The organism is Xanthomonas sp. 3498 (assembly GCF_014199795.1).
GTDB classification, from domain to species: domain Bacteria; phylum Pseudomonadota; class Gammaproteobacteria; order Xanthomonadales; family Xanthomonadaceae; genus Xanthomonas_A; species Xanthomonas_A rydalmerensis.
The window spans coordinates 266,172-281,229 of record NZ_JACHOH010000001.1 but is presented as its reverse complement, the minus strand read 5'-3'; the positions used below and the strand labels follow the sequence as shown (position 1 = coordinate 281,229).

The 15,058-nt window shown below is 62.5% G+C and carries 13 protein-coding genes; 6 read left to right on the top strand and 7 right to left on the bottom strand.

The genetic code is table 11. The features are described 5' to 3' along the window. Window positions 1-9: 9 nt before the first annotated feature. Window positions 10-780 carry a copper homeostasis protein CutC gene (locus GGR66_RS01160; protein WP_184447431.1) on the top strand — a complete coding sequence of 257 codons (771 nt, stop codon included), beginning with the start codon at window positions 10-12 and terminating at the stop codon, window positions 778-780. Window positions 781-857: 77 nt separating this feature from the next. Here GGR66_RS01160 and GGR66_RS01155 read toward each other — a convergent pair whose 3' ends face one another. Continuing rightward, window positions 858-1,949: a sialidase family protein gene (locus tag GGR66_RS01155; RefSeq protein ID WP_184446922.1), complete on the bottom strand. Its 1,092-nt coding sequence runs from the start codon at window positions 1,947-1,949 to the stop codon at window positions 858-860. Between the two features lie 112 nt (window positions 1,950-2,061). Here GGR66_RS01155 and GGR66_RS01150 point away from each other — a divergent pair, with 112 nt between their 5' ends. The 4 genes from GGR66_RS01150 to GGR66_RS01135 all read left to right on the top strand — a co-directional run bounded on the left by GGR66_RS01150 (window position 2,062) and on the right by GGR66_RS01135 (window position 6,046). Then, window positions 2,062-3,438 carry an alpha-L-fucosidase gene (locus GGR66_RS01150; RefSeq protein ID WP_184446921.1) on the top strand — a complete coding sequence of 459 codons (1,377 nt, stop codon included), beginning with the start codon at window positions 2,062-2,064 and terminating at the stop codon, window positions 3,436-3,438. Window positions 3,439-4,220: 782 nt separating this feature from the next. Further along, window positions 4,221-4,868, top strand: coding sequence for a hypothetical protein (locus GGR66_RS01145; protein ID WP_255421544.1), 648 nt, complete (start codon window positions 4,221-4,223; stop codon window positions 4,866-4,868). A 43-nt stretch (window positions 4,869-4,911) separates the two neighbouring features. Then, on the top strand, window positions 4,912-5,481 hold the full coding sequence (locus GGR66_RS01140) for a hypothetical protein (protein WP_184446920.1): 570 nt from the start codon (window positions 4,912-4,914) through the stop codon (window positions 5,479-5,481). 238 nt (window positions 5,482-5,719) lie between these two features. After that, window positions 5,720-6,046 (top strand): RebB family R body protein, encoded by a 327-nt coding sequence (locus GGR66_RS01135; RefSeq protein WP_184446919.1) that lies wholly within the window; start codon window positions 5,720-5,722, stop codon window positions 6,044-6,046. A 626-nt stretch (window positions 6,047-6,672) separates the two neighbouring features. Here the strand turns inward: GGR66_RS01135 and GGR66_RS01130 are convergent. After that, window positions 6,673-7,059 (bottom strand): helix-turn-helix domain-containing protein, encoded by a 387-nt coding sequence (locus tag GGR66_RS01130; protein WP_184446918.1) that lies wholly within the window; start codon window positions 7,057-7,059, stop codon window positions 6,673-6,675. Window positions 7,060-7,209: 150 nt separating this feature from the next. Here GGR66_RS01130 and GGR66_RS01125 point away from each other — a divergent pair, with 150 nt between their 5' ends. Continuing rightward, window positions 7,210-8,217 (top strand): NAD(P)-dependent alcohol dehydrogenase, encoded by a 1,008-nt coding sequence (locus GGR66_RS01125; RefSeq protein WP_184446917.1) that lies wholly within the window; start codon window positions 7,210-7,212, stop codon window positions 8,215-8,217. A gap of 627 nt (window positions 8,218-8,844) precedes the next feature. On the opposite strand, the gene GGR66_RS01120 is transcribed toward GGR66_RS01125, so the two are convergent. From GGR66_RS01120 to GGR66_RS01100, 5 genes are all read right to left on the bottom strand, one after another. Continuing rightward, the gene (locus tag GGR66_RS01120; RefSeq protein ID WP_184446916.1) at window positions 8,845-9,108 is read right to left on the bottom strand and encodes a hypothetical protein; all 264 of its coding nucleotides are present in this window, start codon (window positions 9,106-9,108) and stop codon (window positions 8,845-8,847) included. Between the two features lie 334 nt (window positions 9,109-9,442). Beyond that, window positions 9,443-10,504 (bottom strand): DUF4238 domain-containing protein, encoded by a 1,062-nt coding sequence (locus GGR66_RS01115; RefSeq protein WP_184446915.1) that lies wholly within the window; start codon window positions 10,502-10,504, stop codon window positions 9,443-9,445. Between the two features lie 190 nt (window positions 10,505-10,694). After that, window positions 10,695-11,984, bottom strand: coding sequence for a winged helix DNA-binding protein (locus tag GGR66_RS01110; protein ID WP_184446914.1), 1,290 nt, complete (start codon window positions 11,982-11,984; stop codon window positions 10,695-10,697). Between the two features lie 402 nt (window positions 11,985-12,386). After that, entirely contained in the window at window positions 12,387-12,845 is a 459-nt protein-coding gene (locus GGR66_RS01105; protein WP_184446913.1) for a GNAT family N-acetyltransferase, read from the bottom strand. A gap of 342 nt (window positions 12,846-13,187) precedes the next feature. Beyond that, a complete protein-coding gene (locus GGR66_RS01100; protein ID WP_184446912.1) occupies window positions 13,188-15,038 on the bottom strand; it encodes a beta-galactosidase family protein in 1,851 nt (616 codons plus the stop codon). Window positions 15,039-15,058 lie beyond the last annotated feature (20 nt).

The following is a 15,058-nucleotide window of genomic DNA, read 5'->3' as shown; positions in this document are numbered from 1 at the left end:
ACGGTGAATATGGGGCTGGAAGTGGCCGCCGATGCGATCGGCTCAGCGCTGGCCGCGCAGGATGGCGGGGCGATGCGGGTGGAGTTGTGCGGCGGCCTGGATGGCGGCGGGTTGACGCCGTCGTTCGGCACGCTGGCGGCGGTGCGCGATCGGTTGCGCATTCCGCTGTACGTGCTGATCCGTCCACGTGTCGGTGATTTCGTGTTCGACGCTGCGGAAGTCGAGGCGATGCGCCGCGACGTGGAGCAGTGCGTGCGCCTGGGCTGCGACGGCGTGGTGCTCGGTGCGCTGACCGCGGACGGCGAGGTGGACATGGCGACGATGCGCGAGCTGATCGCCGCGGCCGGTTCGCTCGGCGTCACCTTCCATCGCGCCTTCGATGTCAGTGCCGATCCGCGGCGTGCCTTGGAAGACGTGATCGCGCTGGGCTGCGAGCGGGTGCTGACCTCCGGTGCGCGCGAGACGGCGGAAGAGGGCGCCGAACTGATCGCCGCGTTGGTGCGGCAGGCCGGCACGCGGCTGAGCGTGATGCCAGGGTCTGGCGTCACCGAGGCCAACCTGGCGCAGTTGCGTACGCGGACCGGCGCGCGCGAGTTCCATGGGTCGGCGCGTGGGCCGCTGGCGTCGCGGGCGCTGGCGCCGCATCCGCATGTGCGCGGCCTCGGCGGCGACCGCATGCAGACCGATGTGGCGCGGGTGCGGCGGATGGTGGCGATGCTGGAGGAGCCGGGACCGGGGACCCGGGACCCGGGGCCCGGAAAGGCGCACACCACGACCTGATCTGTCTCCGCCACAGCAGCGCTCTTGTTCTTGCTTCTCCGGGTCCCCGGTCCCGGGCCCCGGGTCCCGAGCAAGATTCACCTGCTGCCGGCAGGCGCCGCTGACTCCACACCCAGCCGCTTCGGATCCAGCACCACATGCTTGATGCGCGTGCGCTTCCAGGTGTAGCTGATGTGCACCTGGCCGTCGCGGGTCTGGATCACCGCGGGGTAGGAGAACTCGTCCTTGGGGCTGTCTTCCAGGGTCAGCACGCGGGTCCAGTGCAGGCCGTCGTCGGACAGGGCGACGGCGAGCACGCCGCGGCCGTCCCACCAGTCCTTGCCGGCCTCGGTGGGGTTGTAGACGAGCAGGGAGCGGCCGTCGGCCAGCACCACCGCGTCGGTGCCGGAATTGGGGTTGGCGAGGTCCAGCAGGGTCATCGGTTCCCAGGTGCGGCCCTGGTCACGCGACCAGGTGCTGAACACGTGGTTCTGCTGGCTGCGGCCCACCGCCTGCAGGCGGCCGTCCTTGTGCAGCAACACGCTGGGCTGGATGGCACCGATCTTGGCCGGCTCGTTCATCGCCGGGCCGCGGGTCCAGTGCGCGCCGTTGTCGTCGGACCATTCCATGTGCGCGACCCAACCGGCGTCCTCGCTGCTGCTGGGGCTGAGGATGCGGCCGCCGGGCAACTGCACCGGCTTGTTCTTGATCGGGCCGAGGATGCCGGCGGGGAGGCGCTCGGGTGTGGACCAGTGATGGCCGCCGTCGCTGGAAGTGGTCTGCATGCCCCACCAGCGCTTCGGGTCGGGGCCCACCTTGTAGAACAGCCGCAGCGGCCCTTGCGCGGGCTGGAACAGTACCGGATTCCAGGTCGGCAATGGCTTGCCTTGCGGCTGTGTGCCGTCGGCGACGCGCTGCGCCGGTTGCCAGCCCTTTGCGTCACGGCGCGCCACCCAGATGGCGACATCGTCGGCGCCCTCGTGGCGGCCGCCGAACCAGGCCGCGAGCAGGCCGTCGCGGGTTTCCACCAGGGTCGAGGCATGGCACTGCGCGGTCGGCGCCTGCGCGTTGACGAATTCGCTGTAGACGATGGGCGAGGGCGGCACCGGCGGCGGGGCGGCGGCGGCCGGGCCGGCGATGGCGCGCACGGCGAACAATGACAGCAGCGGAAACAGCGAAGGCGACATCATGTGGTACGGTCCTGTCCCGCTAACGGGGATACCTATTTATCATCAATTAAATACCATATGCTGACACCACCGGCAGCGCCGCCTGCCCGACAGACGATTGCGAGGATCCGCCATGCCGAACCGCCCGCTCTCTCCGCTCCGCTGGCTGGCCGCGCTCGGCCTGACCGCCTTGGCCGCGCCGCCGCTGCTTGCCGAGAACTTCGCCGAGGTCAAACCTTCGCCGCAGCAGGTGGCCTGGCAGGACCTGGAATTCGGCGTGATCGTGCATTTCGGCACCAACACCTTCCTGGACCGCGAGTGGGGCGACGGCACCGCCAGCCCGAAAGTGTTCGCACCGGACCAAGTGGACCCGGCGCAGTGGGCCCGCGCCTCCAAGGCGGCCGGCGCTAAGTACCTGATCCTGGTCGCCAAGCACCATGACGGCTTCGCGCTGTGGCCGACCGAAGAAAGCGCCTACTCGGTGAAGAACAGCCCGTGGCTCGGTGGCAAGGGCGACCTGGTGAAGATGACCGGCGAGGCCGTGCGCAAGGAAGGCATGGGCTTCGGCATCTACCTGTCGCCGTGGGACCGCCACGAGCCCAAGTACGCCGATCCCAAGGCCTACGACAAGTTCTACGCCGCGCAACTGGTCGACCTGGCCTCGCACTACGGCCCGCTCACCGAGTGGTGGCTGGACGGCGCCGGCAGCGCCGGCCACGTGTACAACTTCGACAAGTACATGGAAGAGCTGCGCACCTACCAGGCCAATGCCATGGTCTTCGCCGATACCGCACTGTTCGAGTACGGCGACGTGCGCTGGGTCGGCAACGAGGCCGGGGTGATCGAGGGCGAGAACTGGAACACCATCGATCGCCACGGCTATCTGCGCTGGCGCCCGGTCGAGGTGGATACGCCGCTGCACAAGCTGCAGTGGTTCTGGCACCCGAACAGCGACCAGACGCTGAAGAGCGTCGACGAGCTGGTGCAGATCTGGGAAGACAGCGTCGGCCGCGGTGGCCAGCTGGTGCTGGGCATCGCCCCGGACAAGCGCGGCCTGCTGCCCGAGGCCGACGTCAAGCGGCTGGAGGAAATGGGCCAGGCGCTGCAGGCGCGCTACGGCGCCGACCGCAACCTGGTGCGTGGCCGGTTCAAGAGCGACGACAGCATCGCCGCGGCGGTGGACGGCGACCGCGACACCTTCTGGAGCGCGCCGGACGGCTCGCACCACGCCACGCTGGAGTTGCAGTTCAAGCAGCCGGTGACCTTCGACACCGCGTTGTCGATGGAGTGGCTCAACGACGGCCAGTTGGTGCAGAAGTACGCGGTGGAAGTGTTCCGCGACGGTGCCTGGGTCAAGGTGGCGCAGGCGCAGGCGATCGGCCACATGAAGATCGACCACTTCCCCGCGGTCACCGCCTCGCGCGTGCGCCTGAACATCTTGTCCAGCGTCGATGCCGCGCATATCCGCGAGTTCCAGTTGTTCAACGTGGGTGCGTCCGCCACGCGTTGAATCCTGCTCGCGGAGCAAGACCGAAGCCGTACCCGGCGCGCTGCCGGGTGCGGCTTTTTTCGTTGGAGTTGTGCGCGGCGTTTGTGGCGAGGGCGCCGTCGTGCAGGCGCGGCGTTTCCGGAGTCGCTGCGACGACCGGTGCGACGCCCGCGCACACTCCCCTCTCCCCCCGGGAGAGGGGTCGGGGGTGAGGGTACGGCGCGAGCGCAGTCCCTCCACGCGATTCGTGATCGGCAGTCGACGACGCATGCGTTCGCCCGCTGACTCTGCAAGGCATGCCCGTGTTTGGCCGGCGCCGCGATGCAAGCGCCGGCAGCGGTCCTAGAGCCGGCGTCTTTTGCGACGTCGTCCTCGATGCTTGGAGCGCGCGTTGTCCGAGCCGAGCGTCGTAACGTGTGCGCCGGAGCAAGCGATGACATACCGCCAGAATGTGGTGTGTTGTCATTGCCCGAACCCGGGCGCGAGGATTGCCTGGAGGGTGTCTACGAATGTGGACAAAGCTTGCAGCCTGCTGCGCGGGCTATGCAGGAACTACGCAGTGCAGCCGATCACGAGAGGAGTGCGTCGCAACGTCGCGTGGCACAAGCAAAGTATCTGGGGGCGTCGTTATGCCGTGCACTGCAGCGCAGCCTTGGTTGCCGCCGTCTCGTGGCGTTGCCTCCCGATGGTGCCGGCCCGCTCGCCTTCTACGGTCGTCGTTGCAGGTCGCGATACCGTCCTCGGCCGCATGATCCGATGCGCAGGGCTTACGGCATCGGCCATCCCTCTCACAGCAGCGAACCATGACAGTTCCCAGCGGCGCCAATGCACAGATCACCAAAGCGGCGACGGTGTCTACGCCACCGGCGGCGTCCACCGGGGCCTCTGCCGCGACCCCTGCTGCAACGGCAACCGATCGCGGCGAGGTCGGCGAGCCGGCCGGCGCGGCAGCCGCCGCATCGCCGCCCGTGTCGCCAACGCCGCCATCCACGCTGAAGATGCTCGACACACACAGGCTCGCGCGGCCCGAGGCGTCAGGGCCGGCCTGCGACGCGCTCGACAGCAAGATCGCGCGGGACGTACAGCGCAGCGATGCTGAAACCATGGCCTATGCACAGTCGCAGGTTGAAGTCGGCTCGAACATGCTGATCAGACAGGCGCCGGGCCTGGTTGCGCAATCAGCGGCGGTCTATTTCGACGGCGTCAGCAAGACGGCGCTGGCCAGCCAGGGCGTGCTGCTCAAGAACCTGGCGGAGAACAAGCCGGAGCAGGCCGCCGAGGACGTTCTGGACGTACTGGTGAGCGATGCGCTGGTTGGTACTGCCGCGGCGGTCGCGACTGTCGCCAGCGCGCTGGAGGACGAATCGGCCGGCTTTGCCATCGACACGATCGACCAGAGCATTGCCAAGCACGCGGACCTGATGCACTGCCGCAAGTTCGTGTCCACCTAGGCGGTTCGTGCCACCGATTTCACCATGCTCACAGGGGAGCATCATGCAAGACAACCAAGCAACCGATTTCGCCACGCTGCGCCAGTTCGCCGAGAGCTGGTTGCGTCGCCCGCTACGTCCTCTCGAGGAGGAGCAACTGCGGCGCTTCGCGTCAGAATCGTCCGCACCGCCGGCAGTGCCTGCCGCCGAAACGGCCGGCGCCTCGCCGTCTTTGATCGATGCCGAGCGCGAGCGCGTGAAAGGATTGATCCAGCAGATGCAGCAGATGCAGCAGATGCAGAACAGCCGCGGGGCATTGTCCGGCGCCACCGCGGCCAGCGAAGCAGCGGTGCTCAAGGCAGTCCAATCGGCCAATGTGCTGGACCAGCTGAGGTCTGGCCAGTTGCGTCCGCCGCAGAATGGCGAGGGCGGCGGCAATCACCTGGTGATGGCGCAGATCGACGATCGCCTGGCCAAGCTGGTACAGACCGAAGTGCAGGCGTGCTTCGATCGCGAGTTCGGCACCCTGACCCAGCAGATGCAGGCCGTGCTCGAGGCGGCGCGCGCCCAGGGACTCATCGCGGATGCGCCGGCCACGGAGCCGGGAGCGCCATCGCCGCCTCCCGCTGCTTGAGCCGTGCTGGGCGTGTGTTTTTCAAGCGCACGCGTGCGTGGTGCGCTGGTGCACGCATCGTGTGCTTTGCGGCGTGCGTCAAAGCTTTGCGCCACGGTGCCGCGATGCAAATGGCTGCGTGCGATCAGCGATCCAGCCTGGTGCCGCGTGGCGGACAGTCGCTCGTTCGCCTGCTCTGCGCTGTTCTGTTTTCAGAGATCGTACGGCGTTGGCCGTACCTCAACCCAGGAGCGAACACATGGCATTTTCCACCGCGGTCAACAACCAGATCACCGATGCGGTCACCCAGTCCAACGTGAAGGTCATCGGCGAAGCGCCGGCCTTCGCGATGGCGTCGATCTACCAGAGCATGGCGCACTCGACCGGCATCCTGTTCGAGAATGCCGTCTCCGCGCAGCAGCAGCGGAACACCCTGGCGCAGGCGGCGGCCAAGCAGGGCGGCATGCAGATCTACAGTCTGGACACCACCGCCGCCGCCGGCGCCACCGAAACGATCGCGCAGACCGGCGTCTCCGACAACCTCACCAGCCTGCTGACCGTGCTCAACGCGTTCAAGCAGCCGTGAGCCATGCGCGCTAACGCCGCCGCAAGACGGCGCTGGCGATGCAATCGCCTTCCTGACGCGGGCCGTTCCATGCTCCATCCCACCGCAGTCAACAACCGGATCACCGACGTCGTCACCCAGTCCAACGCAAAGGTCTCGGCGAAGCCCCGGACCAGGCGATGACGTCCCGGCAATCTGGCCAACTTGCTGGTGGTGCTGCAGTCGTTCGAGGACAACACGCCGACGGAGTCTTGAGGGGCATCGCGGAAGACATGCTTTGCCCGGCGCAGCGCGGCACGTCGTTGTGTTTGTGAGAGCGACTTCAGTCGCAACAGGGCATTCCTGCTAACGCGCGTCGCGGCGGAAGCCGCTCCTCAGAACTTGCGATGCTTTGACCAGGCCCACTGTGGGAGGGACTTCAGTCCCGACGCCTATCAAGGTCGGGTAACCGGGAGGCCTCGTGCATGATCTTTGATGCCTGCAGATGAGCCTTCCTTCGTGATTGAAGCTCACTTGCGTCGTCGGACTAGAATTGCAGCGGTGTCGCTATCGACCATTAGCATTCCGCGACGCCACGACGTGCTTCCTGCCACGCCGACGTCGCCTCGTGATGCGCGCGCCGGTTTTTGTAAAAGCGCTTGCCTGAATCAAGTAGCCGCCGCTTCGCCAAGCATGAATCCCGGGGCTGCAGCAGGCGCACGCGCCATCTCGCTGCTGCGATACGACTCGCCCCATTCGCGCAGGCTGATCAGCACCGGCGCGAGGGATTCGCCCAGCGGCGTCAGCGCATATTCGACCTTGGGCGGTACCTGCGGATACACGTGCCGCACGATGACGCCGTCTTCCTCGAGTTCGCGCAACTGCAGCGTCAGCATGCGCTGCGTGGCATTGGGAACCAGGCGCGTCAATTCCATGAAGCGCTTCTTGCCGGAGAGCAGGTGGAACAGGATCACCGGCTTCCACACCCCGCCGATCACCGAAAGCGTGACTTCGACCGCGCAGCCGCTCTTGCCATCCTGACGTTTCAGACGCATGGTCGTTGTACCTACAAGATTGATAGTACCTGCGAAAATTGTACGTTCTTGCGATGCAGGAAGTGCATCCCGACAATGCCTGCAACACGGTCGCGCTGCAACCGGTGCAGCACTGCCCCTCGCCACTTTTTCGCTAAGGATGTCGTGCCCATGAAAGCCATCACCCTGCGCCAGCCCGCTGGCCTCGAGAACCTCCGCCTCGTCGATCTGCCCGATCCCGGCCAGCCGGGCGCCGGCGAAATCCGCGTGCGCGTGCATGCCAGCTCGCTCAACTTTCACGACCTGGGCGTGGTGACCGGCCGCATGCCCAGCGCCGACGGCCGCATCCCGATGTCCGACGGCGCCGGCGTGGTCGAGGCGGTGGGCGAAGGCGTGGACGAGTTCGCCGTGGGCGACGCGGTCGTCTCGACGTTCTTCCCGACCTGGCTGGATGGCGGACCGACCATCGCCGATTTCGCGACCGTGCCCGGCGACGGCGTCGACGGCTACGCACGCGAATACGTCGTTCGTCCTACACACTGGTTCACCCATGCGCCGCGCGGCTACAGCCACGCCGAAGCGGCGACGCTGACGACGGCCGGGCTCACCGCATGGCGGGCGCTGGTGGTGGACGCGCGGCTAAAGGCCGGCGACACCGTGCTGGTGCTCGGCACCGGCGGCGTGTCGATCTTCGCGCTGCAGTTCGCCAAGCACATGGGCGCCACCGTGATCGCCACCTCGTCGTCCGACGAGAAGCTGGCACGTGCGCAGGCGCTGGGCGCCGATTTCACCATCAACTACCGCCGTGACACCGACTGGGCGGCCAAGGTGCTCGACTACACGAACGGCCGCGGCGTCGACAACGTGATCGAAGTGGGCGGACCCGACACGCTGGGGCAATCCATCCAGGCCTGCCGCATCGGCGGCCACATCGCTTTGATCGGCGTACTGACCGGCATTGCCGGCCAGGTGCCGACGGTGGCGCTGATGCAACGCCACCAGACCCTGCAGGGATTGATCGTCGGCAGCCGCAGCCATCAGCGCGACATGGTCCGTGCCCTCGACGCAACCGGCATCAAACCGGTGGTCGACCAGACCTTCGCGCTGGCAGACATCGCCGATGCGTTTGCGCATCAGGCGGCGGGGAAGCATTTCGGGAAGCTTTGCTTGTCGATCTGACGGGGATGCCTGAGCGGTCGGTGCTGTTGCACCGACCGCGGTGGCTGGTGGCGCAGACACCCTGCAGGGACGCCTGCAACAGGGTAGAAACATGCTAGTTCCTGATCAGCGCGGTGTGTTACGACGGCAAGTGTTCACTGGCCAGTTCTCTGGCGGAAAGCAATGCCGACAATACCTGGTCGTGGTTGTGGCGGTTGTTGATCCCGGCAGGCTGCTTTGCCACGGCTGGAACTCCCAGTGATCTCCGCCTTGCGCGGCGAGCCGTGTGGAGCCGGACGATGAAAGGAAATAACTGATTGCTGCCTCCAGTTGGGCCCGGGACAGGAACTCGAGTCTGAATTTCCCGGATGAGATAACCAATACATGCAGCACGCAATTTGGTGAAGCTACTTCCGGCATGTGGTTGCGATGAACCAGTGGGTCGAATGTCTCAACGGAAATCCTGCTCATCTGCGCGATCGTGCGAGTGACGTGTCACGGGCGGCATACGGTAGTGGCAATTGCTTGCAAACCGTTACCTCGTCTGTCCACCAGTTGCCCCGCTCTAATGAGCAAAGCAGGAGACGGCCGGTTGCCGATGAAACCTCTAGAACCTGGTTATCGGGTGCCGCGAACTGGAGCAATACCTCATGCCGTATCAGGTCGGCCCACATGGCGGAATCGGACGTCGAAATCCGTCAGTGACGCGTCTGGCAGGAAGTGCGATGTGTCCTTGCTGCCGATGGCGTACTGCACGGGCTCTCCATCCCACGAAACAAACAGCTTTTTGCCATCGTCGAAGGTTAGAGCGACTTCGCCGCCAAAGTTGTGAGTCTCACCTCTCGCCGCAGCATCCAGAGCTGGTTCGTCATATTCAAAAATCCTGTAGTGAATTGAGGCGAGCTTAGGCATGATGATTAAAATAAAAGTAGGGCAGAGTGCACTTTCCCTACGCAGAGTCTAGATATTGCCCGATGTGGGAGATCGTTCCAATGCAAAAAGATAATCCCATTTCAACGCGAAGGGATCGCATTGCCACGTCATCCCCGACTGATCTTTGACTAACGGGTGACGAACGGGGTCAGGTTCATTTATCGAATAACTTGGAATCTTTGCGCGGGTGGCATGCGGGCCTATACCTGCGAAGCACGGGGACTTGGCTTGGAACGCGTGTTTCATTTAGGAAGTCCACCTGCCCCCGTTTCTGTTGACCAGATCGAATGACGTGGGTGCGTAGGAATCGCAGTTAGTCATCTTCATAAATTTTTTTCAGCAGAGACCGCATGTCTTCCTCAGAGGCAAGAGGATCAGCAGTTCCGATAAGCGATTGGAGCTTGGTGAGGTTGGGGGGCTCTGAGGACTTTGAGATGAAAAAGCGATGAGACAGCGCTGCCGATGCCTCATTGATGTCTATCGGCTGAGCCCAGGCGCACCCATCCTTCCGCACCGCGGCAATACAGCGGGTGGGGGAAATTGGTAGGTAGATCTGATCGAGCGGAGCGTCTTCGTAGAGATCTCCAATGGGCAGGCGAGTGGAACGGTCGGCTTGAAAGCCGATCGCGGCGCAGTCCCCAAGGATGAATTCTTCACCCTCACATGCACTGATGACGGAAAAATCGTAGGTTTTCGTGAGAGAAGTGACTCGTTCCGGAATCGTTGGGTCTCCTTCGAAAACTCTGCGGAGTGCCCCTTCCGCGATCTGCGCGCTTTCATGATCCATGCGCTTAAAAAACTCAGCCGCCAGAGCTTTAACGCCTGCATGCATCTGGGCGATGATCTGATCACGTTGCCCATGCCACTGCTGTTTGAGTCGTGAAATGAATTTGGCACGCATCTCCCGGGGCATGGGAGGTACCTTTCTGATCTCCTCTTGAATCATCGCCTCAAGCTTAGACTTGTCGCTCCAGTAGACTTCTATATCTCGTCGTCTGATTCCGTGTTTCTGTAGTAACTCGGACATCTCGCTTGAGAATACCTTCACCACGGCCTCAAGTGATTCCCGCATTTTCTTTGTTCTTACCGCAAGGGCGCCAACGAGTAGTGCTTGGTCACCTTGCGAAACACTGCACGACTCGTTAAGTCGATTGAGTATAGCGGAGAGTCTATTCTCGCTCTCCGTTATGTTTTCATCCGCGCACGATGCTGCCACGTTTCCATAGAAGTTCCGTTCTTGTCCAAGGCCCATGCTGCTGGGCGAGTAGCTGCGCGTACTCTCGTGCGCATGCACGTAGTCTAGCTTGTCGCTCGCTCGGTGACGGAAAGGACGTTGCAGGAAACGAGGTAGGTAATGTTGTCGTTGACCGGTCATGTCTCATCATGTTCCATTCGACTGATGTTCTTACCTGCCGACTGCCGGCCTGCGTCCAAAGCGAAGTGCCCTATTCTCTTGCAAAATGCTGCAGAATAACGGGGCCATGTTCACTTAGGAAGGCAACCTGACCCCGTTTCTGATAGAGGGAAGGGTTGTATGTCGGCCAGAAAGATGCTGGGCCAACGGGTCAGTGGTTTAGATTTGGCTGCGATCTCATATGCAGATCTACCATCCAGCCTTTCGGAGTTACCTGGATTGTCTTGCGTCTCTTATCGCCATCGTCTTGAGTGCTGACGAGAAGACCTACGGACTCGAGATCGCGAATTGAGGGGCGAAAAGCTTGCACGCTGTTGAAGTTGAAGTCTTCGAAGTCGCTCGGGGAGAAAACACCTCCGATGGATGTAGCCCTCTCGAATACTTCAACTGCCCTCGGGCGAAGTTCACCGCGAGACGCGTCATGCGCGGCAGCTGCCTGTTCTGACATCCATTTGTTGAACATGCTATGGCGCTGTGCATCGCCACTCGGTGCGGCTCCATCCGAGACCCATTGGCAATAGTCGTCGGCGTAGCTAAGAACACTTCGAAGATTACCTCGTAGGATCTCATAGAGCCGTGCGAAGTCGTCGGGCCTCAGAGGGAGATAAGGAGTTCCAGGGCCCGTGGAGAATGCAGAAAGTCTGCTCCGCAAAATATCAGCGGAGTGGTTTCCGCTGATTTCTCCAACTTCGATAGGTTTGTGCAGGAAGCCCTCGAGTCTTGGTGATGCTACTACTCCATAGACTATGCCGAGAGCGCCGCACAATACCCACCGTAGACCCGGTATGTTCAGTAGTTCATCGCGAAGTTGCTCAAGGTGTTGGCGAGCGACGTCAGAGGACTGCAGCAATTCAAGATTGTCGATGGTGCAGATCACGCCGCCATCTTTCGGAGTTGGGAAGACTTGTTCCAAACAAGTTGTAACAGCCTTTCTGAATCCGCTTCGCTCAAAGCCAGTGGATGTATTCATTTCAGATTGGTAGCCCGCTTGGAAGCCCCAGCCACCTGCTTGGAACGAAAGCAGCTGCGGCGCATTTAACCAGCGATCAATTCCAGCCGTTCGCAAGTTGGGAAGCTTTTTGCGTATCATTGCTGCACTATCAATTAGCGTCTGTGCGACTTCCATAAGAACAGCATCGATGAATGTCGGCAGGTCTTGATTGGGATTCAGCTGAAAGATTTTCCGGCACGGAATATAGAGAGGCCCGGTCGCCTCTTGGATGTGCTGATTGAACAGCTTATAGCTCGCGACGTTTACAACGCTTGTCTTGCCTACGCCGTTCAAACCTTCGAGCGTGGCTAGCTTCGGCGGTGCCGATATGCGCTTAATGAGTGTTGCAAGTTCCGCATCGCGTCCAACAAGAAGTTTTTGGCCAAGCTCTGATGGTGGAAGTGAGGTCGTTTGGAAGGGCGAGCCAGTGAATCCCCATTTTTCGTACATGAAGCATCACTCCTGGTATACTTATGGCTTGGAACATATAACGACTGAATTAAGCCGACGCGCGAAGCACATTCGACTTGAGCGAATTCTTACAGTGCACCCCGGGAAAGCAGTGTACGAGTAGCATCTCTGCTGTGCTCTAGGTAATCCACGTGAGTGTCGAAATGTTTGAGACATCGAAAAGCAGTTTGCGAACATGGATGAGCAGGGGGGCTACATCGAAGAACTTGGGGGCCTGCTTTGATTTCAGTGGCGGCACTATCACATTCTACTGTTTGGTGCCCAACCAACTCGTTACGTATGACATCAATTCGAATTCAAATGGATGTGTAGCGGGTCAGGTTCACTTAGAGAGTCAAGCTGAGCCCGTTTCTGGCTTGAATGAATTGTTAGGTGGCATGCCTAGAACAGTTGCTTGACGTATTGGAGCGCAGGCTGCCCCGATTCGCCATCCGTGCACTCGGTTGGCGTGGAAGAAAATAGTCGCTGCGCAAGCTTTTTGGATGGTTCATTACTTCTGGATACGATAGCCTCAACGTGCAGATGAGGTATTTTGGTTCGCTTGAAGCCGTTCGTTAGCTCATCGAAGGCTTTTTGGACAACGAGCTTGCCAAGCCCCCGAGAGCGGAAGCTTGGATCGACAGCGTATCCCACGTTAAAGCAGGGTGCGCCGTTAATGGGGTCTGCTATGACAAAGATCGCCACGGCGATAGCTTCGCCATTTTCAGTCAGTGCGTAGGTAAAACGCGAGACGCCCTGCGGTTGGTCCATGAGAACCAGTATGTCACTGTGAAGCTCACCCTGTCGCGGACTGATTTCTCCCTCGCGTAGTGCTTCCTGGAAAGAAGTGAGTGCGTTCATCGGATCAGTCATTGGAATAGCCACAAACTTCTCCTATGCCGCCTAACTAATATTACGGTCTAAAATGGGGTCTAAAACGGGTCGGTAACGCGCCGATGGCACCACCTTTCGGAGCTGCTCACATCTGAACTGATCTTTCGTCATCGGAGCTTTCGCATAATCCTTTCGTCTAACCCAACATCCATTCCCCAGTGCATCCACGCACAATGCCAACGCTATCACTTGGCGACGACCGTCACAAGTTTAAGACCGCTCGGCGAACCGCCGGCGGCCTTAATTTGTAGACAAGTTGTTTGATGCCGCGCCATCCGGATTTACCGGGCGGCAGGCTCGGCGGATAAATCAGTTACTGGGCTTACTCCAAACCTGCCCCTTAACTCCACGCACACTCGCCTCCGCTACGCCATCCAGATCAAACACAATCACGCTATTCCCGCCCTTCCGCTGCCACGGCGCCGGAAAATACAACGCCCTCTGGGGCCCGATATTCCAGTGCCTGCCAAGATTGTGGCCGTTGGCCCAGGCGAAGCCTTTGCCGAAGGCTTGCATGTCCAGGAACGTATCGGTGGGCGTGCCGATCTTGAGCGTGCCGCGATGAAAGGCCGGACCGTCGACCTTGGCGGTGGTCCAGCCGGTGAGTTTGCTCGGGTCGTCCATCGGCAGGGGGAAGGTCTGCCAGCCGGTGAGTGGCTTGCCGTCGAGCAGCACGGGATCGACCAGGCCGGCGTGGCCGTCGGGGAGGTGGGCGCCGTAGTTGATGCGGCCGGTGTTCTCCACCAGCACGTCGAGGGCGTGGGGGCCGGCGGGGATGTCCACGTCCACCGCCACTTGCTGCAGGCGGCGCTCGGCGCTGCCGGCTAGTTTGCGGTCGACGTAGACGCGGGCGTAATCGCGTACCTCGCCCAGGTACAGGCTGCCCTTGCGCGGGCCGGTGACGGTGGTGCGGTAGAGGATGTAGCCGTAGGCCTGGCCGTAGCGCTCCATCGGCTGCGGGGTGTCGGTGGTGGCGGCCGGAGCGGGCAGGTTGTCCCACAGCGAGGCGGATTCGCGCAGCGGCGTGGCCGGCAACTCGGCGAAGCGGATCGGCTTGGGCAGGGCTGGTGGGGCGATGCCGGTGACGCGCTGGATGGCGTCGCGGAACAGGGTGAACTTGGGGGTGGGGCGGCCGGCTTCGTCGAGCACGGCGTCGTAGTCGTAGCTGGTGGTCTGCGGGGCGTAGTGGTCGCTGGGGTTCTTCTGGAAGTTGGCGCCATTCATGAAGCCGAAGCTGGTGCCGCCGACGAACATGTAAAGGTTCGCGGAGTGGCCCTGGCGCAGGATCCATTCGAATTCGCTGGCCTGCTTGGCGCCGTCGGTGACGGCGTGCTTCTCGCCCCACTGGTCGAACCAGCCGGCCCAGTATTCGCCGACCATCTGCGGTTGCCCGGGGCGGAACTTGGCCAGGGTGTCGAAGGCGTTCTTGGCGTCGCCGGGGGCGAAGTTCACCACGGCCAGGGTATCGGGCAGGGTGCCGTTGGCGAGCACGTCGGGGCCGTCGGCGGTGAACAGCAGGGCCTTGTCGAAGCCGGCTCTGACGAACATGGTGCGGTTGAGGCGCATGTAGGCGTGGTCGTCGCCGTAGGAGCCGTATTCGTTTTCCACCTGCACCGCCACGATCGGGCCGCCGTTGCCGTTGAGCCGCGGTTTGACCTGGGCGGCGAGTGCGTCCAGGTACGCCTGGCTGGCGGTGAGGAAGCGCGGGTCCTGGCTGCGCACGCGCATGCCCGGCTCGGCGAACAGCCATGCCGGATAGCCGCCGGCTTCCCACTCGGCGCACACGTAGGGGCCGGGGCGCAGGATCACGTTGAGGCCTTGCGCGGCGGCTTCGTCGACGAAGGCGGCGATGTCGTTGTTGCCCGTGAAGTCGAACTGGCCCGGCCGCGGTTCCACCAGGTTCCAGAACACGTAGGTCTCCACCGTGTTCAGGCCCATCGCGCGCGCTTTCTGCAGGCGGTCTTTCCAGTAGGCGCGCGGGATGCGCTGGAAGTGGATGGCGCCGGAAATGACCTGGTACGGCTTGCCGTCGCGGATGAAGTGATCGCCCTGGGTGGCGAAGGCGGGCCAGGCGGTGCTGCTGTCGGCAGCGCGCACGTGGGTGGCGGGCAGGGCGAACGCCAGGGCGAGGGCAAGAGCGGCGAGGGTCGTACGCGGCATGGGGATTCTCGAAAAAAAGC

What these genes read in the sequence shown, in the direction of transcription:
- GGR66_RS01160 (WP_184447431.1), top strand. Translation starts at nt 10, where the DNA reads ATGGGGCTGGAAGTGGCCGCCGATGCGATCGGCTCAGCGCTGGCCGCG.
- GGR66_RS01155 (WP_184446922.1), bottom strand. Translation starts at nt 1,949, where the DNA reads ATGATGTCGCCTTCGCTGTTTCCGCTGCTGTCATTGTTCGCCGTGCGC.
- GGR66_RS01150 (WP_184446921.1), top strand. Translation starts at nt 2,062, where the DNA reads ATGCCGAACCGCCCGCTCTCTCCGCTCCGCTGGCTGGCCGCGCTCGGC.
- GGR66_RS01145 (WP_255421544.1), top strand. Translation starts at nt 4,221, where the DNA reads ATGACAGTTCCCAGCGGCGCCAATGCACAGATCACCAAAGCGGCGACG.
- GGR66_RS01140 (WP_184446920.1), top strand. Translation starts at nt 4,912, where the DNA reads ATGCAAGACAACCAAGCAACCGATTTCGCCACGCTGCGCCAGTTCGCC.
- GGR66_RS01135 (WP_184446919.1), top strand. Translation starts at nt 5,720, where the DNA reads ATGGCATTTTCCACCGCGGTCAACAACCAGATCACCGATGCGGTCACC.
- GGR66_RS01130 (WP_184446918.1), bottom strand. Translation starts at nt 7,059, where the DNA reads ATGCGTCTGAAACGTCAGGATGGCAAGAGCGGCTGCGCGGTCGAAGTC.
- GGR66_RS01125 (WP_184446917.1), top strand. Translation starts at nt 7,210, where the DNA reads ATGAAAGCCATCACCCTGCGCCAGCCCGCTGGCCTCGAGAACCTCCGC.
- GGR66_RS01120 (WP_184446916.1), bottom strand. Translation starts at nt 9,108, where the DNA reads ATGCCTAAGCTCGCCTCAATTCACTACAGGATTTTTGAATATGACGAA.
- GGR66_RS01115 (WP_184446915.1), bottom strand. Translation starts at nt 10,504, where the DNA reads ATGACCGGTCAACGACAACATTACCTACCTCGTTTCCTGCAACGTCCT.
- GGR66_RS01110 (WP_184446914.1), bottom strand. Translation starts at nt 11,984, where the DNA reads ATGTACGAAAAATGGGGATTCACTGGCTCGCCCTTCCAAACGACCTCA.
- GGR66_RS01105 (WP_184446913.1), bottom strand. Translation starts at nt 12,845, where the DNA reads ATGAACGCACTCACTTCTTTCCAGGAAGCACTACGCGAGGGAGAAATC.
- GGR66_RS01100 (WP_184446912.1), bottom strand. Translation starts at nt 15,038, where the DNA reads ATGCCGCGTACGACCCTCGCCGCTCTTGCCCTCGCCCTGGCGTTCGCC.